Raw genomic sequence first — 23372 nt, 5'->3', positions numbered from 1 at the left:
CCCGATAACTGAACGCATCCCGCCCTGCCCGTTCCCTTGACACCCCCGCCGGAACCGGCCAACCTTCAACACATCACTTGTGGGAGCGCTCCCACAGTACCTGACACCTACATATCCCGCACGTTCCCCGCCCGAGCCGCAGCGAGTACCAACGGGCCCAACAGTGCAGTTGGCCGGGGGGTCGGCACGTCAGGCAACAGGAGGACGCCATGCGCACGAGTACCCGCAGGACCCACCGGCTGATGGCCCTCGCGGCCGTCGCCGCGCTGACCACGGGGCTGCTGGCCGGCTGCGCCAGCGACTCGGACGACAACGCGGCGGACGGCTCGTCGAACTCCAACGACGGCGGTGACGCCCAGGGCAGGACCACGCTGACCATCGGCACCTTCGGGGTGTTCGGTTACAAGCAGGCCGGGCTGTACGACGCGTACATGAAGTTGCACCCGGACATCAGCATCAAGGAGAACGTCACCACCCGTACCGATGTGTACTGGCCGAAGGTGCTGACCCGGTTGCAGGCCGGTTCCGGTACCGACGACATCCAGGCGATCGAGGTCGGCAACATCACCGAGGCGGTGCAGACGCAGGCCGACAAGTTCGTCGACCTGGGCAAGGACGTCGACAAGACCCAGTGGCTGGATTGGAAGAACGCCCAGGCCACGACCAAGGACGGCAAGCTGATCGGGCTCGGCACCGACATCGGGCCGATGGCGATCTGCTACCGCAAGGACCTCTTCAAGAAGGCCGGTCTGGAGACGGACCGCACCAAACTCGCCGCGCAGTGGAAGGGCGACTGGGCCAAGTACGTCGATCTCGGCAAGGAGTACATGAAGAAGGCGCCCGCCGGCACCAAGTTCGTGGACTCGGCGTCGTCGGTCTACAACGCGGCGATCGGCGGCGAGACCGAGGCCTACTACGACAAGGGCGGCAACGTCGTCTGGGACACGTCTCCCGGTGTGAAGAAGGCCTGGAACGTCGCGATGTCGGTGGCGACCAGCGACATGTCCGCGAAGCTGAAGCAGTTCGACAAACCGTGGGACCAGGGCTTCGCCAACGGCTCGTTCGCGACGGTGGCCTGTCCCGCCTGGATGATGGGCTACATCGAGCAGAAGTCCGGTGGCTCGGGCAAGGGCAACTGGGACGTGGCGGCGGCGCCGACCGCGGCCAACTGGGGCGGTTCCTTCGTCGGCGTCCCGACGGCCGGAAAGCACCAGAAGGAGGCCATCGCCCTGGCCAAGTGGCTGACCGCACCCGCACAGCAGGCCAAGGTCTTCGCCAAGCAGGCCAGCTTCCCGTCGACGCCGTCGGCGTACCCGACGTTGCAGCCCGCCGCCGACACCACGTCGTACTTCTCCGACGCGCCGATCACGCAGATCTTCTCCGACTCGGCGAAGACGATCCCGTCGCAGTACCACGGCGCGAAGGACCAGCCGATCGGCACCTCGATCACCGACGTCGGCATCCTTCAGGTGGAGCAGAAGGGCAAGTCCCCGGCGCAGGGCTGGGACGCGGCCGGCAAGGAGATCAAGGACGTGCTCGGCCAGTGACCGATTCCGAGCAGGCTCTCGCGGACCCCGCGTCGAGTGCCGAGGCCGCGTCCGGCTCCCAGCCGGACGCGGCCGGGGGCGCTCGCGGTCGCGGTAGGCCGGCCCCGGGTTCCGACTCGTGGCGCAGTCGGCTCTACCGCTGGGACATGAAGGCGTCGCCGTACGCGTTCATCGCCCCCTTCTTCCTCATCTTCGGCGCGTTCTCCCTGGTCCCGCTGCTGTACACGGCCTGGTACTCGCTGCACAACGTGCAGTTGTCCGCGCTGGACCAGCAGACCTGGGCGGGTCTGGACAACTACCGCAACCTGCTCGCCTCGGACTTCTTCTGGAACGCCCTGAAGAACACGTTCACCATCGGTGTCCTGTCGACGGTCCCGCAGCTGATGGCGGCGATCTGGCTGGCGCATCTGCTCAACTACCATCTGCGCGGCTCGACCGTGTGGCGGGTCGTGATGCTCACCCCGTACGCGACCTCGGTGGCGGCGGCGACGCTGGTCTTCACGCTGCTGTACTCGTGGGACGGCGGGATGGTCAACTGGGTCCTGCACTTCTTCGGCGTCGACGCCATCAACTGGCGGGAATCCGACGTGGGTTCGCAGGTCGCGGTGTCGTCCATCGTGATCTGGCGGTGGACCGGCTACAACGCGCTGATCTATCTCGCGGCGATGCAGGCGATCCCGGCCGACCTGTACGAGTCGGCGGCGCTCGACGGCGCCAACCGGTGGCAGCAGTTCTTGCATGTGACGGTTCCGCAGCTGCGGCCGACGATCCTGTTCACGGTGGTCGTCTCGACCATAGGGGCGACCCAACTCTTCGGTGAGCCCCTGCTGTTCGGCGGGGTCAGCGGCTCCAAGGGCGGCTCCGAGCACCAGTACCAGACGCTCGGTCTCTACATGTACGACCAGGGCTGGATCATCGGGAACCTCGGCAAGGCGTCCGCGATCGCGTGGTCGATGTTCCTGATCCTGCTGATCGTCGCCGCGGTCAACCTGCTGCTCACCCGACGGTTGAGGAAGTCCCAATGACAGCAAGCGAATTGACGTTGCCTCAGCCACGCGAGCGGCGGGCGCCGGGGAAGAAGGTCCGCACCCGGCGGGTGATGGGCGCGGGCAAGCAGCTGCACGCGGGTCCGGTGACGTATGTCGTCCTGACCGTGTTCGCGCTGGTCTCGCTGGCGCCGCTGGTGTGGACGGCGATCGCCGCCTCGCGCACCGACCGGCGGCTGGCGGAGACCCCGCCGCCGTTGTGGTTCGGCGCGAACCTGTTCAAGAACCTGGCGGCGGCCTGGGACCAGGCCGGGCTCGGTACGGCGATGTTCAACAGCACCATCGTCGCGGGGTCCATCACCGTCAGCACGGTGCTGTTCTCCACCCTCGCCGGGTTCGCCTTCGCCAAGCTGCGGTTCCGGTTCTCCGGGTTCCTGCTGCTGATGACCATCGGCACGATGATGATCCCGCCCCAACTCGCCGTCGTTCCGCTGTACTTGTGGATGAGCGACTTCGGCTGGTCGAACCAGTTGCAGACGGTGATCCTGCCGACGCTGGTGACGGCGTTCGGCACATTCTTCATGCGGCAGTACCTGGTGCAGGCGCTGCCGAGCGAGCTGATCGAGGCGGCCCGGGTGGACGGGGCGAGCAGTCTGCGGGTCGTGTGGCACGTGGTGTTCCCGGCGGCGCGGCCCGCGATGGCGGTGCTCGGTCTGCTGACGTTCGTCTTCGCGTGGAACGACTTCCTGTGGCCGATCATCGCCCTGAACCAGCAGAACCCCACGGTTCAGGTCGCCCTCAACTCCCTGGGCACCGGCTACGTTCCGGACCAGGCCGTGATCATGGCGGGGGCGCTGCTCGGCACGCTGCCGCTGCTCCTCGCCTTCATCCTGTTCGGCAAGCAGATCGTGGGCGGCATCATGCAGGGTGCGATCAAGGGTTGACGGGTCGTCAACTCCGTTGCGCTGTGCGGGGTTTGGGGGGTGGTGGGGGGGGAGGGGGCGGTGCGTGCGGGTCCGGCGGTCCGTCTCCCTTCCCTCCCCCGGTCCCTTCGTCCCCTCGTCTCCCCGTCTCCCCGTGTCTTCGTCGTCTCACTTCTACCTTCCGTCGTCTGTTGCCCGTCGTCTCTCCACGACCATCCATGGGAGCGCCTTCATGTCCGAGTCCGCAACGCCGTCGACGCCGGTGACCTTTCCGCCCGCCTTCCTCTGGGGCTCCGCGACCTCCGCCTACCAGATCGAGGGGGCGGTGCGGGAAGGCGGCCGTACGCCCTCCATCTGGGACACCTTCAGCCACACCCCGGGCAAGACGCAGGGCGGTGAGCACGGTGACATCGCTGTCGACCACTACCACCGCTACCGCGACGACGTGGCGCTGATGGCCGAACTCGGCCTGGGCGCCTACCGGTTCTCCATCTCCTGGCCGCGCGTGCAGCCGACCGGGCGGGGGCCCGCGGTGCAGGTCGGCCTCGACTTCTACCGGCGGCTCGTCGACGAGCTGCTCGCGCACGGCATCAAGCCCGCCGTCACCCTCTACCACTGGGACCTGCCCCAGGAGTTGGAGGACGCGGGCGGCTGGCCCGAGCGGGACACGGCCTATCGGTTCGCCGAGTACGCGCAGATCGTCGGTGAGGCGCTCGGCGACCGGGTCGAGCAGTGGATCACCCTCAACGAGCCCTGGTGCAGCGCCTTTCTGGGCTACGGCTCCGGTGTCCACGCGCCCGGCCGGACCGACCCCGAGGCGACGTTGCGGGCCGCGCACCATCTCAACCTCGCGCACGGGCTCGGCACGACCGCGCTGCGCTCCGTCATGCCGGCCCGCAACTCCGTCGCCATCAGCCTCAACTCGTCCGTCGTCAGGCCCATTTCGCAGGACCCCGCGGACCTCGCGGCGGCCCGGCGCATCGACGATCTCGCCAACGGGGTCTTCCACGGGCCGATTCTGCACGGGGCGTATCCGCAGTCGTTGCTCGACGCGACCGCGCCGATCACCGACTGGGCCTACGTCCAGGACGGTGATCTCGCCCTGATCCACCAGCCGTTGGACGCGCTGGGGCTCAACTACTACACGCCCGCGCTGGTTTCGGGGGCCAAGGAGGCGCGTTCGGGGGCGCGGGCCGATGGGCACGGGGCGAGTGAGCACTCGCCGTGGCCCGGGGCCGACGATGTCGACTTCCATCAAACGCCGGGGGAGCGTACGGAGATGGGGTGGACCATCGATCCGACGGGGCTGCATGAGCTGATCATGCGGTACACGCGGGAGGCGCCGGGGCTGCCGCTGTACATCACCGAGAACGGGGCGGCGTACGACGACAAGCCCGACGCGGAGGGGCGGGTGCATGATCCTGAGCGGATCGCCTATCTGCACGGGCATCTGTCCGCCGTGCGGCGGGCTGTCGCGGACGGGGCGGATGTGCGGGGGTATTACCTGTGGTCCCTGATGGACAACTTCGAGTGGGCGTACGGGTATGGGAAGCGGTTCGGGGCGGTGTATGTGGACTACGGGTCGTTGGTTCGGACGCCTAAGTCCAGTGCTTACTGGTATGGGGAGGCGGCGCGTACGGGGGTTCTGCCGGGGGTGCCGGGGCACTGAACTGGCGTTCTTTTAGCCGGGGTTGCGGCGGCCCCATGAGCCGGGGCGGGGCGGGGTTCCTGTGGGGGGAGTACCTCGCCCCGTTCCCCATTCCTGGGGGGATGAGAGGAGAGAGAAGGGGGAGGGGGGACCGGTTGTGGGCGGGTGCTGCGCCATTGTGGCTGGGCGCGCAGTTCCCCGCGCCCCTTACAAGCGGGGCGTTGCTGGCGGCGTTGGCGGCAATGAGCCGGTGTGGCTGGGCGCTTCGCGGGGAGGGGGGACCGGTTGTGGGCGGGTGCGGCGCCGTTGTGGCTGGGCGCGCAGTTCCCCGCGCCCCTTAAATGCGGGGCGTTGGCTACGTTGGGCGGCGCTGCTGGTCGCGCCCGTGCGGCGGAGCCGCAGGTCCGTATCAGCCCCGCGCCCCTTAAAAGCAGGGCGTTGGTTTTCTGGCTGGTTGGGTTCACAGGGAGGGCTTAGGAGGTTTGTGGGGGGCTCTTAGTGCGGGGGGTTTTCATGGCTGTAGTTGAAGTCATGGGAGGTCGTCGTGGGGTTCGTTGTGGTGTTGCTGGTGGTCGCGATCGTTGGTGGGGCCCTGGTGATGAGTAATCGGCGGCGGGATGAGGCTCGGGCTCAGGCGGGTGCCGGTTATGACGCCGATGTGGGGGCCGAGGCCTGGCGGTGGGTCGAGCGGCTGTCCGGGAGTCTCTCGACGCTCGACGCCGGGGACAACCGGGCTGCCGCTCAGGCGCTCGCCGATGCCTCGGAGCGACGCCGGGCGGCCGAGGGGCAGTTGGCCGGGGCGGTGACGCCGGCGCAGTTCGCGCTGGTGACGCAGACCGCGGTGGAGGGGCTGCACTATGTGCGCGCCGCCCGTACCGCCCTCGGTCTCGACCCCGGTCCCGCGCTGCCGGCCGTCGGGGTCAACGGGCAGGTCGCCGGGCAGGTCGGGGCCGACGGTCAGGTCACTGTCGACGGCCAGACCTACACGGCGTCGGCGCGGCCGGGCGCGGCCAACCCGTACTACTACCCGGGCGGTGTCGTCGGCGGACGTTCGGTCCCCGGCGGCTGGTACAGCTCGCCCTGGTGGAAGACGGCGCTGGTGGCCGGGGCGGCCGGAGTCGGCGGCATGCTGCTGGCCGACGCGCTGTTCGACGGCTTCCACCATCACGGTCCGGGCGGCGGACCGGGTGGGTTCGGGGGATTCGGCGGGCCCGGCGGTCCTGGTGGGCCCGGCGGATTCTGAGGTGGGACGCGAGGGACACGTGCGCGCCCCGGCCGGATGGGGGAAGGGGCCGGCCGGGGCGCGCTGCCCTCGTTCCCCGGTGGTCAGTCGAAGGCGTTGAAGGCCTTCGAGAAGGCGAACGGGTCCTGAGCGATCGAGCTACAGATCGGGTCCGCGGTGTTCTTGCCGCCGTCGGCGCACGGCTGGTCGCGGGTCGCCGACCACATCGACAGCCAGCCGAGCCCCTTCGCGCCGGCGAACTCCACCAGCTCGCTCGCGTCGTCGACCGTGAAGACCTCCGACGCCACGTCGTTGACGCCGATCATCGGAGTGACCGCGACCGCCTTCCAGGCGTCGGCGTCGGAGAGCCCGAGGACGCTCTTGACCTGGGCCTGCGTCGCGGTGGCCGCCTGCGTCGCGTAGGTGCCCATGTCGCCGCTGTACGAGGAGCCGTAGTCCATCGCCATGACGTTGACGGTGGTGATCCGCACCCCGTTGGCCTTGGCGTTCGCCAGCAGGTCGACGCCGTCCTGGGTGAGGCCCTCGGGCATCACCGGCAGCGTGAACGACACGTCCAGATCCGGGTGTCGGGACTGAAGCTCCGCGATGGCCTGGGCGCGGCGGGTGTTGGCGTCGGTGTTCGGCAGCGCCCCGCCCTCGACGTCGAAGTCGACCTTGGTGAGCTGGTAGGCGTCGACGGCCTTGCCGTAGGCCGCCGCCAACGCGTCCGCCGAGGCGCAGGTCGTCGCCAGTTCGGAACCGGCCGCGCCGCCGAAGGAGACCCGGACATCGCCGCCCTTGCCGCGCAGGGCGCCGATCTGTGCGGCGACGGCGTCGTCGGTGAGGTCGCTGACGCCGCCCCACTTCGGGGTGCAGCCGCCGCCGTCGGTGACGAAGGCGAGGTTGTAGTTCTTGACGCCGGTCGCTTCGGCGGCTGCCAGCAGGTCGAAGGCGGGGTAGAGCGAGGTGTCGACGTAGGGGGCGAAGCCTGCGGAGGCGGCGGTTCCGGTGCCGGGGTCGGGGTCGTTCCCGGTGCCGGTGCTCTGCGAGGGGGTGGCGGGCTCGGCCGGGGGTTCGGGTTCGGGCTCGGCGGGAGTGTCCGTCGGGGCCTCCGTCGGGCGGCCGGTCGGCTCGGGGGCCGGGGCGTCGCCGGTGGAGCACTCGGCGTCGTCGACCAGGCAACCGGCCGGGTCGCCCTCGCCGGTGACGACGAAGCCGACGGTGACCGACTTGCCCGGGGCGAGGCCCTCGGTGTCCCACGTGGCGGGCGTCACCGTGACATGCCCGCCACTGACAGCCGACTGCGCGTTCCACAGCGAGCTGAGCTTGGCGCCGGTCGGGAGGTCGAACTCCAGCGTCCAGTCCTGTTGCGTGGCCCCGCTGTTGTTCGTCACGACGTACTGGCCCGTGTACCCCGTCTCCCAGTCACTGGTCCTGGTGTACGCGGCCCCGACCCCGGCCGCCTGCGCGGTACCGGAGAACAGGAGCGCGCCGCCGCTGATCACCGCCACGGTCACGGCACCGCCGATCGCCTGGTTCCTACGGCTGACCTTGCGCCGGTGCGTCCTCATGCGGGTGCCTGCCTTCGGGTTCACGGAGGGGGGTACGGCAGGCACGCTAGCGACCCGGAAACGGGCAAACGCCTTGATACGGACGGGAGTTGGGGGACTTAGGGCGGGCTTAAGGGTGGGATGGGGGGTGGTTAATGGTGGGGGTCGTTTGGCTCTCTTCCCTCCCTCCCCCTCCCCTCCCTCCCCTCCCTCCCCCTCCCCCCGCCGCCTCACCCCCGGCCCCTCCCCCCGTCCCTCACTCCCGGCCCCTCCCCCCGTCCCTCACTCCCGGCCCCTCACCCCCCGGACCTCTCGCCCCTCCCCTCCCCCGCCCCCCCCTCGCCCCCTCACCCTCCCCCTCACCGCACCGCCACCCCCCACCGCTTCCTGACCACCCCCCGGTGTCCTCGGCGTATCGGCTCGCGGCCGTCGAGTTGTATCCAGATGCGTATCTCCGTGCCGCCGAGCACCGAGGAGCCGATGCGGACGTCGCCGCCGGTGGACTCGGCGAGTCGGCGCACGATGTCGAGGCCGAGGCCGGTGGAGCCGTCGGTACCCGAACCCCGGCCGCGGGCCATCGCCGCCGTCGGGTCGGGTATGCCGGGGCCCGCGTCGGAGACGAGCATGATCACCGCGTCCTCGGCGTTGTGGACGTCGACCGCGAAGGCGGTGCCCTCGGGGGTGTGCCGGAAGACGTTGCCCAGCAGGGCGTCCAGCGCGGCGGCGAGGTCGGCGCGGGCCACGGGTATCCGCACCGGGCGGTCGGCTCCGGCCACCCGCCACTTGCGGCCCTCGTCCTCGGCGAGCGCCGACCAGAACGACATCCGCTGCCGGACCACCTCCGCCGCGTCGCACCCGGCGCCTGGTCCTGCCGCCGCCGTCTGCGGCCGGGTCTCCCGCGCGGTCCGGATGATCGTGTCGACCTCGCGCTCCAACTGGGCGACGGCCGCCCTGGTCTGTTCGGCGGCCGGTCCCTCCCCGAGCGAGGCCGCGTTGAGCCGCAGTACGGTCAGCGGGGTGCGCAGCCGGTGGGAGAGGTCGGCCGCCAACTCCCGTTCGTTGGCCATGAGATGGATGACCTGGTCGGCCATCGCGTTGAACGCCGCTGCTGCCAGGCGCAGTTCGGTCGGGCCCTCCTCCGGGACCCGGGCGCCGAGCTTGCCCTCGCCGAGTTCGTGCGCGCCGTCGGCCAGGCGCTGGGCGGGCCGCACCATGCGCACGCCGAGCCGGTCGGCGACGGCGACCGAGCCGACGATCAGGGCGGCGCCGACTCCGGCCAGTACGGCCCAGGCCATGCCGACCCCGTGTCTGACCTCGCCCTGCGGGACGAACACCTCGACGACGGCGACCGCGCCGGAGCTGAGGGCGACCGGCTGGAGCAGGGTGAAGCCGCCGGGTACCTCGGTGGTGGAGGCGCGGCCCAGCTTCCGCACGGTCGCGATGTCCTCCTCGACGGCGCGGCGGTGGCCGAGGTCGAACGCCGCCTGCCCGCCGGTCGCCGGGAGGTGCACGGCCATCCCGGCGTCGGCGCCGGCGGCGGCCACGACCCGCTCCAACTGGGCGCGGTCGGTGGTGATGGAGAGGGCGGGGGCGACGGCGGCGGCCTCGCGTTCGGCGTGGGAGAAGGCGCGGTCGCGGGCGAGTTCCTTGACGACCATGCCGAGCGGGACGGCGAAGGCGACCACGACCATCGCGGTGACCGCCAGACAGACCTTGACCAGGGCCCACCTCATCGCGGTCGCTCCGCCCCGCCGGGTGGCTCCAGCTTCACACCGACGCCGCGCAGGGTGTGCAGATAGCGCGGCCTGGCCGCCGTTTCACCCAACTTCCTTCGTAGCCAGGACAGATGGACGTCGATGGTCTGGTCGTCGCCGTAGGACTGCTGCCAGACCTCGGCGAGGAGTTCCTTGCGGGGGACGACGACGCCGGGGCGTCCGGCCAGGAAGGCGAGCAGGTCGAACTCGCGGCGGGTGAGGTCGAGCCGGACGCCGTCCAACTCGGCCTGGCGGCGCAGCGGGTCGACGGTGAGGCCGCCGACGTTCAGGACGCTGGAGGGGGCGGTGTCGGCGCCGTTCGCGCGGGAGCGGCGCAGGACGGCGGACATCCGCGCGGAGAGGTGCTCGACGGAGAAGGGCTTCGTCAGATAGTCGTCCGCCCCCGCGTTCAAGAGGCGAACGATTTCTGTCTCGTCGTCGCGCGCGGTGGCGATGATGACGGGGACGTCGGTGATGCCGCGCAGCATCTTCAGCGCCTCCGATCCGTCGAGGTCGGGCAGGCCGAGGTCCAGCACGACCACGTCGAACCGGAAATGGGCGACCTCGCGCAGCGCCTCCAGCGCCGTCCCGACGCTGCGCACGGTGTGGGCGGCGTCGGTCAGGTGCCGGATCAGCGCCGACCGCACGAACTGGTCGTCCTCGACCACGAGCACACTTGCCATGCGCCGCACCGTACGCCATGCGGGCGAGCCGGGTCGGGGCCTGTGGATAACTTCCGGATCGGCGACAGGGGTGGGGCGGGTGAGGCAGGATGGCCCGCGATGCGCAGAGGACTCGTACACGTATTCGCCTGGACGTTGGCCACGAGCGCGGCGACCACGTTGTCGTGGTGGGGTGTGCACACGGTGCTGGCGGGCACGGTGTACGACCCGCCCCGCGCGCTGCCGATCCCGACGGGCGGGGCGAACGGGGCGACGCCCCGGCAGTCGGAGCCGCCGGTGTCCGCGACGAGCCGGTCCCCCGCCCCGACCCGGGCACCCTCCCCGGCCCCGGCCCGCTCGACGTCCCCGGCGCCGAGTCCCACGCCCACCCTCGTGCCCTCCCCCGCCCCGGCCACCTCGGGCGACGTCAAGTCCTATGACACCGGCGGCGGTCGTGCGGTCTTCGATCTGGGCCCCGTGTCGGCGACCCTCGTCTCTGCGACACCGGCGGCGAGTTGGTCGATGCAGGTGTGGAAGACGGCGTCCTGGATTCGCGTCGAGTTCACCTCGGGCGCGGACCGGGTGACGGTCTTCTGCACCTGGCACGACGGCCCACCCCGGGTGGAAGTGATCACCTACTGACCGGCGCCCCTGCTGACCGCGTCAGGGCCGCCACTCCACCCGGTGTTCCCGCAACCGCGTCAGCACCGCGTGGTTCGCTTCCCAGCCGTCCGGGAACTTCACCAGCGTTCCCAACTGGACCGGTTCCGTGGACGGGTAGTCGTCCAGGAGGTCGCTCACTCCTGCGCGGCAGACGACCACGCACGCGTGGCGGTGGCGGGAGGCCAGGACGCAGAGGCGGCCCGTCTCCAGGTGGAAGGCGGTCGCGTCGGGGCGGCCTGAGAGCGGGTGGAGGACGACGGTGACGTCGTACTCGCGGCCCTGGAGCCGGTTCGCCGTGTCGACCGTGACGTCGCTGACGCCGAGGTCGGCCAGGGCCGCCCGGACCGCCGCCGCCTGGTCGCGGTGTGCGGTGCCGACGGCGATCCGGTCGGCGGTGAGCGGGACCGGGTCCGGTGAGCGTTCCGATGTCGCCGCGCCGCCCCGGTCCAGGAGCCGTCGGACCACCGCCGCCACCGCGCGCACCGCCTCCGGGTCGGTGCGCGGGGTGTGCCGGGCGGGCAGCTCCAGCAGGCCCCAACCGGCGTGTGCCGCCTCGTCGATGACCCGGTCGGGGCCCGAACCGTCCGACGGCACGGCGAAGGCGAGCCGCCGGTCGTCGTGCCCGGTGCCGCTGCGGAACGGCGTGTACGGGTAGAACGCGTCGGAGACCAACGGCGCCGCCGACGCGGGCAGCCGCCAGGAGACCGGCAGCCGGTGCTGGGGCAGGCGCGGGTTGTGGGCCAGCAATGTACTGACGGCGGACGCCGACGGGTCGTATGACAGGCCCGCCCACTGTTCGCTGCCGACGATCGCGAACGGGTCCAACTGCCCCGGGTCGCCCACGAACAGCGCCCGTTCGAACAGCCCGGCGACGGCGAGCAGGGAGTCCGAGCGCATCTGGTACGCCTCGTCGACGATCGCGTGCCGCCAGGGCTCGTCGACCTTCACGTGCGCCCACTTGGCGGCCGTCGAGACCACCACCGCGAGCCCGGTCAGGTCGCCCGCCTTGGCCGACGTGCGGACGGTCGGCAGGTCGTCCAGGGCCTTGTCGTAGGCGTCGGCGTCGCTGCTGTGCAGGCGGCCGACGGGCAGCTCGGGGTTCTTCTCGGCGAGCCGGAGGACGAGGTCGTCGACCTGCGCGTTGGTCTGCGCGACCACCATCAACGGGCGTCCCGCGTCGGCCAGTTCGAGCGCGGCCCGGACCACGAGCGTGGACTTCCCGGCGCCGGGCGGCGAGTCGACGACCACGCCCCGACCGTCGCCGTGCAGGGTGTCGCGCAGGATGTCCGCGGTGACCCGCGCCGCCTCGGCCCCGGGATCGAAAACGACGGTCACAGCACGTCCTCCTCGGTGACCGGGTCGGCCGCCTCGGGCGCGGCCTCGCCGGGCGGTCCGCCGTGGGTCCAGGGGGTGTCCTCCGGGTCGGGCAGCTTCGCGCCGCCGCGCTGCTCGTGCTCGAACAGCGTGCAGCAGATCCGGTCGCCCTTCTCCGGCACCGAACCGGGTTCCGGTTCCTTGCCGCGCCCCATCTTGTCGAGGACCCGCAGCACGATCAGGGCGCCGTCCTCCTCGACCTCGACGCACTCCGTCGCCTGCGGTTTGCCGCCCAACTGCCGGTACGCCCTGGCCCGTTCGGCCAGCTGCGGCCGGTCGTCGGTGCGGACGGTCAGCAGCGGGCGCGGGCTGGGCCGCTTGCCCTCGCTGTACGCCATGACGACGTCGACGACCTCCCCCTCGAACGCCTCCCCGGCCAGCCGCCGCCCCGCCATCACCAACGGGTCGTCGAGCGCTTCCTGTGCCTCCAGGCGGGCCTGTTCCCGCTCCCGCGCGGCGAGTTTGTTGGCGGCGGTGACCGCGTCGTCGCGGCGCGGCTGGGGCGGCTCGCCCGCGGCGATGCGGTCACGCTGGCCGGTGAACGACCAGCGGTCGCGCGTCCACCGTTCCTCGACGTGCGCCCCTGCGGGCAGGGTGCGCAGCAGGTCGAGCCCGCGCCAGACGGCGTTCCAGGCGGGCAGCGTCGCGCTCTCGACCAGGGCGCGGATCTCCCGTTCCACAACGGTGAGTCGAGCGAGCCGCTCGTCCGCCACGAGGCCGTCCTCGGCGGCGGCGAGCGCGGTCCGCGCGCGGTCGTAGCGCTCGAAGGCGGGGGCGAGGAGCTTGTTGTCGAACGCCGGGTCGGTGGCCGGTCCGGCCGGTGGGCACCGGAGTTGGCCCTGCGCGTCACGGGCGCTCTCGGCGTGCCGCGCGGCCTCGGCGCCGGTGTGCCCGGGCGGCGGGTCGATCCAGGCGAGGAGCGCGCCCAGGTGCTGGTCCTCCAGGGTGGACTGGCCGCTCGCCCAGTGCCGGGACAGCAGGTCCGTCATGGCCGCCAGCAGCGAGGAGCCCGGCACCCGGGCGCGTTCCCCGTAGTGGGTCAGCCAGCGGCCGAGCAACGGCACGCGCGGCGGCGCCGGATGCGGAGCCTCCGGGTCCTGCTCGGCGGTCCGACGGAACCGTGTGGAGCGCCCGAGCAGCCGCACGAACTCGGCGCCCGCGCGGTTCGGCACGATCAACTGCGGTGCGTCCGCGCACAGTTCGACCTCGACCTTGACGCGTTTGCCGGTCTCCGGGTCGGTCTCGTTGCGCTCGGCGGCCTCCACCGCGCCCGCGTACTCCTCGATGAACGGCAGGACGACGTCGGCCAGTTCGGCCAGGAACCCGAACCGGAGGTCACGGTCGCGGGGCTGCGGCACGACCAGCAGCCTCGGGTGGTCCCGGTCGGTCCCGACCAGCGCACCGAGTGGCGCCCCGGCCTCGCCCGCCGTCGTCAACGGCACGAGCACCAAAGGCCGTTCGGACACGTGCCGATGCCGAACAGTCGCAGCAGGCCGCGCGAACCCACTGCTGACGGCTTCGAGCCGCGCCAAGGTCGAGATCAGCGACATGGAACGCCCTCCAGGAGAAACGACGATGAGCCCACGAGCACGTTCACCGGCGCCCCTCCCCGCCGACCCCAATCCGGCCCACCGCGCGGCTGCCGTCTCCAGCGCCTCCGCACGCAGACGTGCCGCCCGGCGCCGAGCCACCGCCGGAAGGCCGGGCTCGCCCCGCGTGCAACGGGGGTACGCGCACCGGCATGTTCATCGCGGCACGCTCCCCGTCGGCTCCAGCGTGGGCCGTTCGGTGGCCGTCCGTTCCGCCTCGGTCCGTCGGGTCGCCGCCGTCTGCAATGCCTCCGTACGGAGGTGGGCCGCGCGGCGTAGGGCGGCCACGGCTGGGTCGTCGGGGTCGCCGGTCTCGCCTCGGGCGGCGGCCAGGACGGACTCCACGGTGGTCAGGCCGCCCAGTTCGGCGCGGAGGGAGCGGCCCAGGGTGGTCACCTCGCCGGACGCGCGGGAGCGGTCGCGGCAGTGGAAGGCCAGTTCGCAGGCGGACAGGCACTCGGGGGCGTAGGTGGCCGGGACCGACTCGACGGCGGCGGTCAGCTCCTCGGCGGGCAGGAGCGGGGAGAAGCAGGTGCCCTTGGGGAGCGTGTCCGCGATGTCCTCGATGTGGGTGAGGCGGGCCAACTGGCGCCTGGTGACCGCGTGTTGCCTGCGTACGTCGACGGCGGCGCCGGTCGGCAGGTTGGAGAAGTCCTTCGGGCAGACCAGCAGGACCTGGTGGCGCACCTCGGGGGGTGGGTCGAGGCGGGCGGCGACCTGTTCGAGGGCGAGGACGTAGACGGCGGCCTGGCGGGCGGCGGCGCCGACCTTCGCCGGGTCGGCGGAACCGTCCAGCATCGGGAAGGACTTGATCTCGACGACGGTCCAGCTCCCGTCGGGGTGCACGACGACGGCGTCCGGCTCCAGGAAGGCGGGCGAACCGGCCACGTCCAGGGCGAGCATCGGGTGGTCGAGGAGGGTCCAGCGGCCGGTGCCCCGGTCGCTCAGGTCGCCCTCGTCGCCGTTCTTGCCGTTCTCGGCGGTCTCGGCGTCGTTCTCGGCTGTCGCGGGCTGGGTGGCTTCGCGCAGGGTCAGGGACGTGCGGGCGGTGCGGCCCTCGGGGCCCGAGGCGGTGAGGTCGGGCACGTGCGCGTGGGCGGGCGCGGTGGCCGTCGGGTCGAGCTTCTCGTGGACCAGGCGCAGCAGCTCCGCGCCGCCGTCCGCCTTGACCTTGGCCTCGAACGCGTTGCCCCGGGTCAGCGCGAACTGGGACTGGCCGAAGCCGGACGGGGCGCCCAGCGTGTCCGCGAGCGCCGCCTTGTTCACCCCCGCGCCGTCGAGGATCGCGCGGCGACGGCAGCCGGGGTTGGCGGCGAGCGCCGCGAGGGCGCGGGCGTCCAGCGCCTTGGCCGGGACGTCCGGGCCGCGCAGCTCAGCGAGCCGCTGCCGGAGCCCCGTCGCCCGCGTCCGAGGGTGCGGCGGCCGGTTCGCCTGCCCCTGCTCCTGGTGCGACGTGCGACTCGCGCTGCCGTGGAATTCGCTCACCCGCCGAAGTCTGGCATCCGCCACTGACAATCGGGTCGCCCCCGCCCCGGAAGCCCCTCACGGCCCCGGCGAGCCGCGTCCGCAGCCGGTCCGCGAGGCGGGTCACGAGCGGCGTCAGGAGCAGGCCGATGCCCATCACGACGACGCCCGCGACCGCGTCCAGGAAGTAGTGGTTCGCCGTGCCCATGACGACGATCGTGGTGAGCAACGGGTAGGCCACCGCGAGGAACTTCGTCAGCCGGGTGCCCCCGAAGCGCCACAGGATGATCCCGCACCACAGCGCCCAGCCGACGTGCAGGCTCGGCATCGCCGCGTACTGGTTGGTCATGCCGCCGAGGCCCCGGGGCGCGCTGGCCTCGCCGCCCCACCAGCCGTAGGAGCTGTACTGGGCCATCGTGTCGACGAAGCCGTGGCCCGCGGCGAGCAGCCGGGGCGGGCAGGTCGGCAGCAGGGTGAAGCCGATCAGGCCGATGAAGGTGGACGTCATCAGCCAGGTGCGGGCCGCGCGGTAGTGCGCGGTGCGGGACCGGAACAGCCAGACCAGCAGCGCGGGCGTGACCAGGTAGTGCAGCGAGGCGTACCAGAAGTCGGCCGGGACGCCGAGCCAGGCGTGCTGCGTGAAGAGCCGGTTGAGGGGGTGCTCGGCGTTGATGTGCAGGAACTTCTCGACGCGCAGGATCGCCAGGCCGTGATCGACGGCGCCGCTCACGTCCCCGCGCGCGAGGAGCCGTCCGGCCGAGTAGCAGGCGTAGACCAGCAGGATCAACGGCAGCTCGGTCCACCAGCGCGGGCGGGTGCGCGGGGCCGCCTCTATGTCCGGTGTCTCGGTCAACGGCATCCGATCACCCTCCCCCATTCGGTGTCGCGCGGCGCCCGGCGCTCCGGTCGGCTCACTTTACGGCGTATGTGCGCCACCTGTAGGGGCGCCCCGGCACTCAAGGACGCCGGGACCGCCCACCGGGTTGCCCCTGGCCAGGGTGCGCGATGATGGAGACGTTCCGCCTGTCCTTTTCTCCCCAGGACTCCCGGAGATTCCTCCGCGGGCTCCCGAAAGGTTTCTTCATGGCTCCGCGCATCCTGCTGGCACGGCACGGACAGACCGCGTGGTCGTTGTCCGGCAAGCACACCGGCAGGACGGACATCCCTCTCCTCGACGAGGGGCGGCGCGGCGCGAAGCTGCTGGGCGAACGTCTGCGGCGCGCTCCGCTCGACGGGTTGCCCGGGGTGGAGGTGCGGACGAGTCCGTTGGCACGCGCGCGTGAGACGTGTGAGATCGCCGGGTTCGGTGGGCGGGCTGAGCCCTGGGACACGCTCATGGAGTGGGACTACGGCGACTATGAGGGGCTGACTCCCCAGGAGATTCAGGCCGTGCGGCCCGGGTGGCTCATCTGGCGGGACGGGGTGCCCGGGGGCGAGAGCTTGGCCGAGGTGACCGCGCGGGCGGATGCGGTGGTCGATTGGGCGCGGGGGGCTGAGCGGGATGTGCTGGTGTTCGCGCACGGGCACATTCTGCGGTCGATCGGGGCGCGGTGGCTGGGGCTGCCGCTCGATTTCGCGGCGCGTATACGGTTGAACCCGACGTCCCTGTCCGTCCTGGGCTGGGCGTACGGGCAGCCGGCCCTGGAGCACTGGAACGACGTCGGTCATCTCGCCGGTTGAGTCCGGAGCCGTCCGCTGGACTGGGGCGGAACAGGTCGTAGTTCGGGTGCGGCGCCATCGTGGCTTGTCGCGCAGTTCCCCGCGCCCCTTTGGGGCGCTGCCGAACCGTAGCCGCCATGCGGCCGGACCATGGCATAAAGAGGGTGCAGGGTCCCTGTCGAGACACGGCTGGGCAACGCCGATAAGGGGCGCGGGGAACTGCGCGGGCAGCCACGACGGGCCCGCGCTCGCCCAGCGACCCGTGCCGCCCCTTCCCGCGAAGCGGCTTGTGTTCATACCGGGCGGGGTAGGGAGGCGTGGCGGTCCAGGAATTCGGTTACCCCTGCTGCTCGGCGGTGCGGGAGCAGCACGCGCGCCGTGGCCGCCAGCATGGTCTGGACGCGGGACGACTGGACCTCCTCCAGGAGATGCAGGACGCGCAGCCCCGCGGTGGCGGCCTCGTCCGGGCGGCCGTCCCTGGCGAGATCGTCGGCGAGTTCCGCCGTATAGAGGGCGATGTTGCGCAGGAAGTGCGGGTCCTGGAGCCGCGCCGCCCGGCGCGCATGGCGGGCGGCACGCCGCCAGTCGCCCAGCGTCGACCAGCACTGCGCCTCCAGGCCCTCCACCTCGGCCGGTCCGTAGAACGTCATCCACTCGGGGTCGGCGTCCGAGTGGCCGCGTTCGTAGAGGGCCTGCGCGCGGGCCAGGGCACGGGCGCAGGCGGCGCGGTCGGCGAGGCCCGCCCAGCCACCGGCCTCGCGCAGCGCGAGCAGCGACATCAGGCGCGCGGAGCCCAGGGAGCGCGCGGCGCGTTGCGCGGCCTGCGCGGCGCGCACCGCCTCGCGGGGGCGCCCGGCGTCGCGGGCGAGGAACGCCGTGTTGCAGAAGGCGTGCGCCTCCAGGGCGTCGTCGCCGGTCATGCGGGCGGTGGCGAGCGCCTCCGCGTAGTGCGAGCGGGCGTCGTCGAAGCGGCCGGAGTCGTGGGCCAGCCAGCCCACGGAGATGGCGAGTTCACCGGCGCCCGAGTGCAGGCGGTCGGCGGTCGTCTGCCGGGTCGCGCCGGCGTCGAGCAGCGCGTACGCGGCGCGCAACGGTTCGGCCGCGCGCATGTAGAGGCCGTCGGCGCCGTGCCGGTCGTCGAGCAGCCGGATGCGCAGGACGGCTTCTTCCAGGGCGCCGGCTTCGCTGGCACCGGGGCGGCGCACGGGACGTTCCGTGGCCACGGCGTCCTGGCCAAGGCCCAGGGAGACGGCGGCCACGGTGGCGCCCCCGCCGGTCATGAATGCGCGACGCAGCACGTCGCTCTCCTCGCGGTTCTCGTGATGTTCGTACGGGTCGTGAGTGACGGGTGGTCCTGCTGTGCTCGGTGTGTCATACGGCTCGGGTGGCTCCGGTGTCTCATCCGGGCCGCCCGGTCTGCGGCCCCGGACGGCGGCGCGGGGCGAGAAGCCCAGGTCGGCGAGCGTGCGGCCGGGAAACATATGCAGGAACACCCGTTCGTACGCGTAGTTGGGGCAGCGGATCTCGCCCGCCTCGACCCGGCCGACGTAGCGCGCGTCGCAGCTGACCCGCTCGCCGATGTCGCGGGCGGCCCTGCGGACGTCGGCGGCGAACTCGGCGGGTGAGCGGCGACCGCGCAGTCGGCGGAAGTCGAGGTTGGGGCGGGGGGGCCGGTCGGGCTGGGGCGGGGTCGCGGGTGACGACGCCATGGCCGGGGGTCCTCTCGTGCGAACCGTCGAACCCTGCCGGATTTGGCCTGAGTTGAACGTGTAGGTACACGATCGCCCCAGGGGTCCGGCGGGCATGAACGTACCGGCTGTGCCGGATGCGCCACACACTGTTTAGCTACAAACCGGATATCTCATCCACGATCTGCCATGAAGTGCCATCCTTTGTGGCTGACTTCGCCCGTTGCTGTTGACACTCTGTCGCGTTGAACCGGGCGGACCGGGAGTCGCCCGATTCGCGGTCCGCTCTCGTTCAAGGAGGGGTTCCGTGGTGGAGGCCGGAATGACGACCAGAACGACCACACAGGTGGCGATGACCGCACATCCGCCGCCCCCGACGGACAGCCGCGCGGCCCCGTGCTCCGGGCCCGCCTGCGACCTGGTGATGGTGCCCGCGCGCCAAGGCCTGGAGGCGGTGGACATCCTGCGCCGGGGCGCCGCCGACGAGATGGGCCCCGTTCTGCACGACGACGGCTGCGGCTCTCTCGGCTTCCTGGTGCCGCCCGGCACCGCCGCCGCCTGGGACGTGCCCGGCAGCACCTGCACGCAGACCGAGGGCCGGGGCCTGAGCCTGCATCCGACGCCGCCGGTCGAGGGCTCGGACTGGCTGCTGCCGCCCGGCGACAGCGACCTGGCGACCGATCCGGCGGTGCTGCGCCGGGCGCTGGGCGAGGCGGCCCGGCTGATCGCGGCCGCCGACAACTGCCGCTGACGTCGCCCGCCCGGACGGGCCCGCCGATAATGGACGCCATGGGAAAGTCCAGGAACGCCCGGCGCGGACAGGGCGCCGCCGAGTCCGTCGTCGAGAACGTCGACGGCGGGCTCGCCGAGCTGATACCCGACCGGGACCGGGCGCGGGCCTGGACGCTGCTCATCGACGGGGCGCCGCAGTCGCACGTCGACCTGGACGACCCCGGGTATCTGTCCTTCGAGTACCAGCGCCGGCTCGGGCACGTCATCGACCTGGTGGCACCGGCGGGCCGGCCGGTGCACGCCGTTCACCTGGGCGGCGGCGCCCTCACCCTCGCCCGGTACGTCGCCGCCACCCGCCCCCGCTCCACCCAGCAGGTCGTCGAGTGGGACGCGCCCCTGGTCCAACTGGTCCGGCGGGAGCTGCCGTTGGACACCAACGCCCGCATCCGGGTGCGGTCCGCCGATGCCCGTGCCGGGCTCGCCAAGGTGCCCGACGGCTGGGCCGACCTCGTCGTCGCCGACGTGTTCGACGGCGCCCGCACCCCGGCCCACCTCACCTCCACCGAGTTCCTCGACGACGTCCGCCGGGTGCTGCGCCCGGACGGTGTCTACGCCGCGAACCTCGCGGACGGGCCGCCGCTGACCCATCTGCGCGGCCAGATCGCCACGGCCGCCGCCCGTTTCCGGGAACTCGCACTGGTCGCCGATCCCACCGTGCTGCGCGGCCGGCGGTTCGGCAACGCGGTCCTGGTCGCCGCCGACGTCCCGCTGCCGATCCCGGAGCTGACCCGGCGGGCCGCCTCCGACCCGCACCCCGGGCGGGTCGAACACGGGCGCGCGCTGCGGGACTTCACCGGCGGCGCGGTCGCGGTGACGGACGCGTCGGCGGTCGCCTCCCCGGCGCCACCGGCCGCCGTGTTCCGCTGACCGCACCGGGCGCCGGGACCGCCGTTCGGCCGGGAACACCACGTCGGGCCCGCGCGTCGGGCAGCCGGGACCGGCCTCGATCCGGCCCTCTTGCGCGCTCGCGGGACAATGGACGGTGGCCCGGACGGTGTGCGGGTCACGCTCACGTACGAGGAGGAGAAGACATGGCGGAGCCCCAGCCGCGTCGGAACGAACCGCGGCTACGCCCCGCGCCCCTGCTCTTCGAGCCCGCGGAGGCGGCGGCCGATCCGGACCGCTTCTTCGACCTGGAGTCGATCGACGACCCGCGGGCGCTGCTCGCGCGGGCGACGGAGCTGGCGCACGCCTTCCGTGCGGCGGCCGACCGGGCCGTGGAGTACCAGGCGATCGCGGCGGCCCAGCTGGCCGACCCGCGCCGGTTCGACCGGCTGACGCCCGCGACGATCGCGGAGCGGGCCGAGTGGACCGAGGACTACGCGCTGAAGATGGTCGAGTACGGACGGGACCTGATGCGCGGGGGCGGCGACGGGCGCGAGGCCATCGGCCCGCACTGAGCCCCCGCGCGCCCCCTGACGTGGGGAAACCCGGCCCCGGCATATGCCAGGCGGGCGGGCAAGATACTCGCTCGCGCCCGTCCCTGTCCCCGGTTTCCGCAACCCACGGAAACCGCGCACTCACAGCCGGTAGACATGCGGCATGAGCAGCACGCGGAACGAGCCGTACACCGATCGCTTCGACGCCGCCGGGGTCACCTCCGACGGAGCCGCCTGGCTGGCCTCGGCCGGGGCATATCCGCGCAGCACCCTCGCGCTCTGGGCGGAACGGCCCGAGGCCCCCGTCGTCCTGCCGTGCGGGCACGCGTTCGACATCGTCAGCGCGCCCGCCGTCTTCGGACGCCGGATGGTCGACCAGCTCTGGGAGGAGGGCCCCGGCACCGGTCCGGTGGCCGTCCTGCGCGGCCGGATGCTGATGTTCGCGGCGCCGGGCACCGCCCAGCGGCTGCCGTCGCTGCTGCGCTGGGAGGAGTGGGGCGTCCAGGGCCACGAGGAACGCCGCTCCCGCACCGGCGACATCCCGCCCCTGCTCTGCCACGGCAACGGCGACGCCGTGACCCTGCCCCCGCCGCTCGCCGGCGACGCCCCCGCCGACCGGCCCGAACCCCGCTGGCTGGTGGCGCCGGACACCCGGCACCCGTGGCTGCCAGGGCCCGAGATCCTGCTCTGGGCAGCCGTCCGCGCGGCCCGTGCGGCGGTACGGATATCGATTTTTCCTCCCGCCGAACACAGTGCTAAGGTCTACGACGTCAGCAGGCGCCGTTAGCTCAGTTGGTTAGAGCAGCTGACTCTTAATCAGCGGGTCCGGGGTTCGAGTCCCTGACGGCGCACGCTAGCGATGGCGAGGCATGTTCGCGGAAAGCGCGAACCTGTCTCGCTATCGTTGTTTTTGCGCGGCTTCGCCGCGCGCTGTGGGGGCTTCGCCACCCACACCCCCCAACCTTGCAGCTGGCGTTGGTCGAGGGGTACCCCATCCCCTCCCCCACACTCCCCCGTGCTCCCGGTCAGCCGGTGGTGATCTTTACGTTCCAGGCGCCGGAGGTTGTTCTGCCCTCGACCTCCACCTTCACGTGGTCGCCGGGGACCGTGAAGCTTTCGCCGAGGGAGACCGGGGCGTCGGCCAGCGGGGGGTAGACGGAGTTCTCCCAGCAGGCCTCGGTGCGGGGGTGGGCGTCGAGCACCTGGATCGGACCGTCGCCGGAGCGCTGGTCGCCGTTGATCCGGTAGACGAGGACGCCGGAGCGGCAGAGCGCGCTGTCGTTGCCGACCGGGCCGCGCGCCTCGAAGGCCAGGGCGCTGTCGGGGCCGGTGCGCACCACCGCCAGCTTGGTGCCCCGGCCGAGGCCGAAGGCGGCCGCGCCCGCCGTGCCCGTGAGCGGAACGCCGGGACCCGCTTCCAGCGGTTCGAGGGTCAGCCGGGTCGTTCCGCGCCCCGACGCGCACACCACTTGGCGCGGTTCCAGCCAACCCAGCTTCCACTTGTGCCAGCCGAACAGATCCGGCGCCAGTCCGAACTGGCTGCCCATCAGATCCCAGTCGCCGACATAGGTGTCCCAGTCGCCCTTGTTGTCGGCCGGACGGTGGTAGAGGTCCGGCAGATCGAAGACGTGACCGGTCTCGTGGGCCAGCACCAGACGGTCCGGCGGGTGCCGCTCGAAGACCGTGACGACCCGGCGGATGTCGGTGCCGTCGGCCCGCAGCGGGACATCCATGTTGACCACCTTCGTGGCGTCCGCGTCCACGCCGGGCGCGTCCGGATCGGCGACGAAGTAGACGACGTCGTAGCGCGAGAAGTCGACCTCGGAATCGGCCGCCTTCAGCGCATCCCGCAGGTAGGCGGCCCGGCGCTCGGGGTCCCAGTCACGCCGCATGGCGTACGACGTCGACGGGTGCGGCATCCGAATCCAGTGGTCGAGCGGGTGCGGGCGCAGGGTGAACCGGCCGTAGGAGGCCCGCTCGAAGAAGCGGCTGGTGGCCGGGAAGTGGTCGGCGGTGATCTGCGCCGGCGTGGTGCGCGGGGCCGCGTCCGGGAACGACAGATAGATCATCACCGCGTCGAGCCGGCGGGCCGGGCGCGGGTAGGAACGGTTCCAGGTGTCGACGCCCTCCGAGTGGTGGGCGTCGGTGCGCTTGAGGGCGCAGGGGGCGGCGGAGAAGGGCTCGGCGACCGAGTGTCCGGTCACCAGAGAGGTCGCGGCGAGTGCGGACAGGGTGGTGAACACGGCGGCGGTGCTGCGCAGTCGGGGCCGGGGAAACTGACGCGGCACGAAGACCTCCGGGAGCGGTTCGCGGGGATACCGCACCCAGCCTCATGGAGATTGTCGTACTACGCCCTGTTTGTCTGCCCCAGATGAGTGAGGAAGCCGACGAGCCGTCAGGAACCGCGCAGGGAACGACAGGACCGACACCCCGAATGCTCACGGAACGTCACGATCGGTCGAAGATTTTGAG

General features: G+C 72.1%; 20 protein-coding genes and 1 tRNA gene. 12 read left to right on the top strand and 9 right to left on the bottom strand.

From position 1 onward, the window contains the following. The first annotated feature begins 209 nt into the window (after nt 1–209). The 5 genes from ACIQOU_RS33860 to ACIQOU_RS33840 all read left to right on the top strand — a co-directional run bounded on the left by ACIQOU_RS33860 (nt 210) and on the right by ACIQOU_RS33840 (nt 6347). Nucleotides 210–1547: an ABC transporter substrate-binding protein gene (locus tag ACIQOU_RS33860; RefSeq protein ID WP_401543458.1), complete on the top strand. Its 1338-nt coding sequence runs from the start codon at nt 210–212 to the stop codon at nt 1545–1547. Continuing rightward, on the top strand, nt 1544–2572 hold the full coding sequence (locus ACIQOU_RS33855; RefSeq protein WP_401543456.1) for a carbohydrate ABC transporter permease: 1029 nt from the start codon (nt 1544–1546) through the stop codon (nt 2570–2572). Before ACIQOU_RS33860 ends, ACIQOU_RS33855 begins: the two co-directional genes overlap by 4 nt. Next, the gene (locus tag ACIQOU_RS33850; protein ID WP_401543454.1) at nt 2569–3477 is read left to right on the top strand and encodes a carbohydrate ABC transporter permease; all 909 of its coding nucleotides are present in this window, start codon (nt 2569–2571) and stop codon (nt 3475–3477) included. Before ACIQOU_RS33855 ends, ACIQOU_RS33850 begins: the two co-directional genes overlap by 4 nt. 211 nt (nt 3478–3688) lie before the next feature. Next, the gene (locus ACIQOU_RS33845; RefSeq protein WP_401543451.1) at nt 3689–5125 is read left to right on the top strand and encodes a GH1 family beta-glucosidase; all 1437 of its coding nucleotides are present in this window, start codon (nt 3689–3691) and stop codon (nt 5123–5125) included. A gap of 523 nt (nt 5126–5648) precedes the next feature. Beyond that, a complete protein-coding gene (locus tag ACIQOU_RS33840; protein WP_401543448.1) occupies nt 5649–6347 on the top strand; it encodes a hypothetical protein in 699 nt (232 codons plus the stop codon). A gap of 83 nt (nt 6348–6430) precedes the next feature. On the opposite strand, the gene ACIQOU_RS33835 is transcribed toward ACIQOU_RS33840, so the two are convergent. From ACIQOU_RS33835 to ACIQOU_RS33825, 3 genes are all read right to left on the bottom strand, one after another. After that, nucleotides 6431–7897, bottom strand: a complete 1467-nt coding sequence (locus ACIQOU_RS33835) for a cellulose binding domain-containing protein (RefSeq protein ID WP_401543446.1) — start codon at nt 7895–7897, stop codon at nt 6431–6433. Nucleotides 7898–8235: 338 nt separating this feature from the next. After that, nucleotides 8236–9609 carry a sensor histidine kinase gene (locus ACIQOU_RS33830; RefSeq protein ID WP_401543443.1) on the bottom strand — a complete coding sequence of 458 codons (1374 nt, stop codon included), beginning with the start codon at nt 9607–9609 and terminating at the stop codon, nt 8236–8238. Further along, nucleotides 9606–10313: a response regulator transcription factor gene (locus ACIQOU_RS33825; RefSeq protein ID WP_401543440.1), complete on the bottom strand. Its 708-nt coding sequence runs from the start codon at nt 10311–10313 to the stop codon at nt 9606–9608. The genes ACIQOU_RS33830 and ACIQOU_RS33825 overlap by 4 nt, the downstream gene beginning before the upstream one ends. 99 nt (nt 10314–10412) lie before the next feature. Between ACIQOU_RS33825 and ACIQOU_RS33820 the strand changes: the two genes are divergently transcribed. Next, complete coding sequence (locus ACIQOU_RS33820) at nt 10413–10934, top strand: hypothetical protein (protein WP_401543437.1); 522 nt, start codon at nt 10413–10415, stop codon at nt 10932–10934. 21 nt (nt 10935–10955) lie between these two features. On the opposite strand, the gene ACIQOU_RS33815 is transcribed toward ACIQOU_RS33820, so the two are convergent. The 4 genes from ACIQOU_RS33815 to ACIQOU_RS33800 form a co-directional block, all read right to left on the bottom strand. Then, nucleotides 10956–12290 carry an AAA family ATPase gene (locus ACIQOU_RS33815; RefSeq protein WP_401543434.1) on the bottom strand — a complete coding sequence of 445 codons (1335 nt, stop codon included), beginning with the start codon at nt 12288–12290 and terminating at the stop codon, nt 10956–10958. Next, complete coding sequence (locus tag ACIQOU_RS33810) at nt 12287–13879, bottom strand: hypothetical protein (RefSeq protein ID WP_401543432.1); 1593 nt, start codon at nt 13877–13879, stop codon at nt 12287–12289. Before ACIQOU_RS33810 ends, ACIQOU_RS33815 begins: the two co-directional genes overlap by 4 nt. A gap of 195 nt (nt 13880–14074) precedes the next feature. Then, nucleotides 14075–15289 (bottom strand): hypothetical protein, encoded by a 1215-nt coding sequence (locus ACIQOU_RS33805; protein ID WP_401543610.1) that lies wholly within the window; start codon nt 15287–15289, stop codon nt 14075–14077. Between the two features lies 1 nt (nt 15290). Next, nucleotides 15291–16241, bottom strand: a complete 951-nt coding sequence (locus tag ACIQOU_RS33800) for a phosphatase PAP2 family protein (protein WP_401543429.1) — start codon at nt 16239–16241, stop codon at nt 15291–15293. Nucleotides 16242–16465: 224 nt separating this feature from the next. Between ACIQOU_RS33800 and ACIQOU_RS33795 the strand changes: the two genes are divergently transcribed. Next, nucleotides 16466–17062, top strand: a complete 597-nt coding sequence (locus ACIQOU_RS33795; protein ID WP_401543426.1) for a histidine phosphatase family protein — start codon at nt 16466–16468, stop codon at nt 17060–17062. Between the two features lie 272 nt (nt 17063–17334). Here ACIQOU_RS33795 and ACIQOU_RS33790 read toward each other — a convergent pair whose 3' ends face one another. Continuing rightward, entirely contained in the window at nt 17335–18750 is a 1416-nt protein-coding gene (locus ACIQOU_RS33790) for a hypothetical protein (RefSeq protein WP_401543423.1), read from the bottom strand. Nucleotides 18751–19081: 331 nt separating this feature from the next. Here ACIQOU_RS33790 and ACIQOU_RS33785 point away from each other — a divergent pair, with 331 nt between their 5' ends. The 5 genes from ACIQOU_RS33785 (at nt 19082) to ACIQOU_RS33765 (ending at nt 21751) form a co-directional block, all read left to right on the top strand. Next, on the top strand, nt 19082–19480 hold the full coding sequence (locus ACIQOU_RS33785) for a hypothetical protein (protein WP_401543607.1): 399 nt from the start codon (nt 19082–19084) through the stop codon (nt 19478–19480). 38 nt (nt 19481–19518) lie between these two features. Next, nucleotides 19519–20388, top strand: coding sequence for a spermidine synthase (locus ACIQOU_RS33780; RefSeq protein WP_401543420.1), 870 nt, complete (start codon nt 19519–19521; stop codon nt 20386–20388). A 164-nt stretch (nt 20389–20552) separates the two neighbouring features. Next, nucleotides 20553–20921: a hypothetical protein gene (locus ACIQOU_RS33775; protein ID WP_401543417.1), complete on the top strand. Its 369-nt coding sequence runs from the start codon at nt 20553–20555 to the stop codon at nt 20919–20921. A gap of 142 nt (nt 20922–21063) precedes the next feature. Continuing rightward, entirely contained in the window at nt 21064–21687 is a 624-nt protein-coding gene (locus ACIQOU_RS33770; protein WP_401543414.1) for a bifunctional DNA primase/polymerase, read from the top strand. After that, nucleotides 21678–21751, top strand: a tRNA-Lys gene (locus ACIQOU_RS33765). Before ACIQOU_RS33770 ends, ACIQOU_RS33765 begins: the two co-directional genes overlap by 10 nt. Before the next feature lie 174 nt (nt 21752–21925). Here the strand turns inward: ACIQOU_RS33765 and ACIQOU_RS33760 are convergent. Continuing rightward, the gene (locus tag ACIQOU_RS33760) at nt 21926–23188 is read right to left on the bottom strand and encodes a M6 family metalloprotease domain-containing protein (protein WP_401543411.1); all 1263 of its coding nucleotides are present in this window, start codon (nt 23186–23188) and stop codon (nt 21926–21928) included. Between the last annotated feature and the right edge of the window lie 184 nt (nt 23189–23372).

The sequence above is a fragment of the Streptomyces sp. NPDC091279 genome (genome assembly GCF_044757465.1).
GTDB lineage: Bacteria > Actinomycetota > Actinomycetes > Streptomycetales > Streptomycetaceae > Streptomyces.
This window is presented reverse-complemented; position numbering and strand designations above follow the sequence as displayed.

Coding starts and splice junctions, on each gene's coding strand:
- ACIQOU_RS33860 (WP_401543458.1), top strand. CDS start 210: ATGCGCACGAGTACCCGCAGGACCCACCGGCTGATGGCCCTCGCGGCC.
- ACIQOU_RS33850 (WP_401543454.1), top strand. CDS start 2,569: ATGACAGCAAGCGAATTGACGTTGCCTCAGCCACGCGAGCGGCGGGCG.
- ACIQOU_RS33845 (WP_401543451.1), top strand. CDS start 3,689: ATGTCCGAGTCCGCAACGCCGTCGACGCCGGTGACCTTTCCGCCCGCC.
- ACIQOU_RS33835 (WP_401543446.1), bottom strand. CDS start 7,897: ATGAGGACGCACCGGCGCAAGGTCAGCCGTAGGAACCAGGCGATCGGC.
- ACIQOU_RS33830 (WP_401543443.1), bottom strand. CDS start 9,609: ATGAGGTGGGCCCTGGTCAAGGTCTGTCTGGCGGTCACCGCGATGGTC.
- ACIQOU_RS33825 (WP_401543440.1), bottom strand. CDS start 10,313: ATGGCAAGTGTGCTCGTGGTCGAGGACGACCAGTTCGTGCGGTCGGCG.
- ACIQOU_RS33820 (WP_401543437.1), top strand. CDS start 10,413: ATGCGCAGAGGACTCGTACACGTATTCGCCTGGACGTTGGCCACGAGC.
- ACIQOU_RS33810 (WP_401543432.1), bottom strand. CDS start 13,879: ATGTCGCTGATCTCGACCTTGGCGCGGCTCGAAGCCGTCAGCAGTGGG.
- ACIQOU_RS33800 (WP_401543429.1), bottom strand. CDS start 16,241: ATGCCGTTGACCGAGACACCGGACATAGAGGCGGCCCCGCGCACCCGC.
- ACIQOU_RS33795 (WP_401543426.1), top strand. CDS start 16,466: ATGGCTCCGCGCATCCTGCTGGCACGGCACGGACAGACCGCGTGGTCG.
- ACIQOU_RS33790 (WP_401543423.1), bottom strand. CDS start 18,750: ATGGCGTCGTCACCCGCGACCCCGCCCCAGCCCGACCGGCCCCCCCGC.
- ACIQOU_RS33785 (WP_401543607.1), top strand. CDS start 19,082: ATGACCGCACATCCGCCGCCCCCGACGGACAGCCGCGCGGCCCCGTGC.
- ACIQOU_RS33780 (WP_401543420.1), top strand. CDS start 19,519: ATGGGAAAGTCCAGGAACGCCCGGCGCGGACAGGGCGCCGCCGAGTCC.
- ACIQOU_RS33775 (WP_401543417.1), top strand. CDS start 20,553: ATGGCGGAGCCCCAGCCGCGTCGGAACGAACCGCGGCTACGCCCCGCG.
- ACIQOU_RS33770 (WP_401543414.1), top strand. CDS start 21,064: ATGAGCAGCACGCGGAACGAGCCGTACACCGATCGCTTCGACGCCGCC.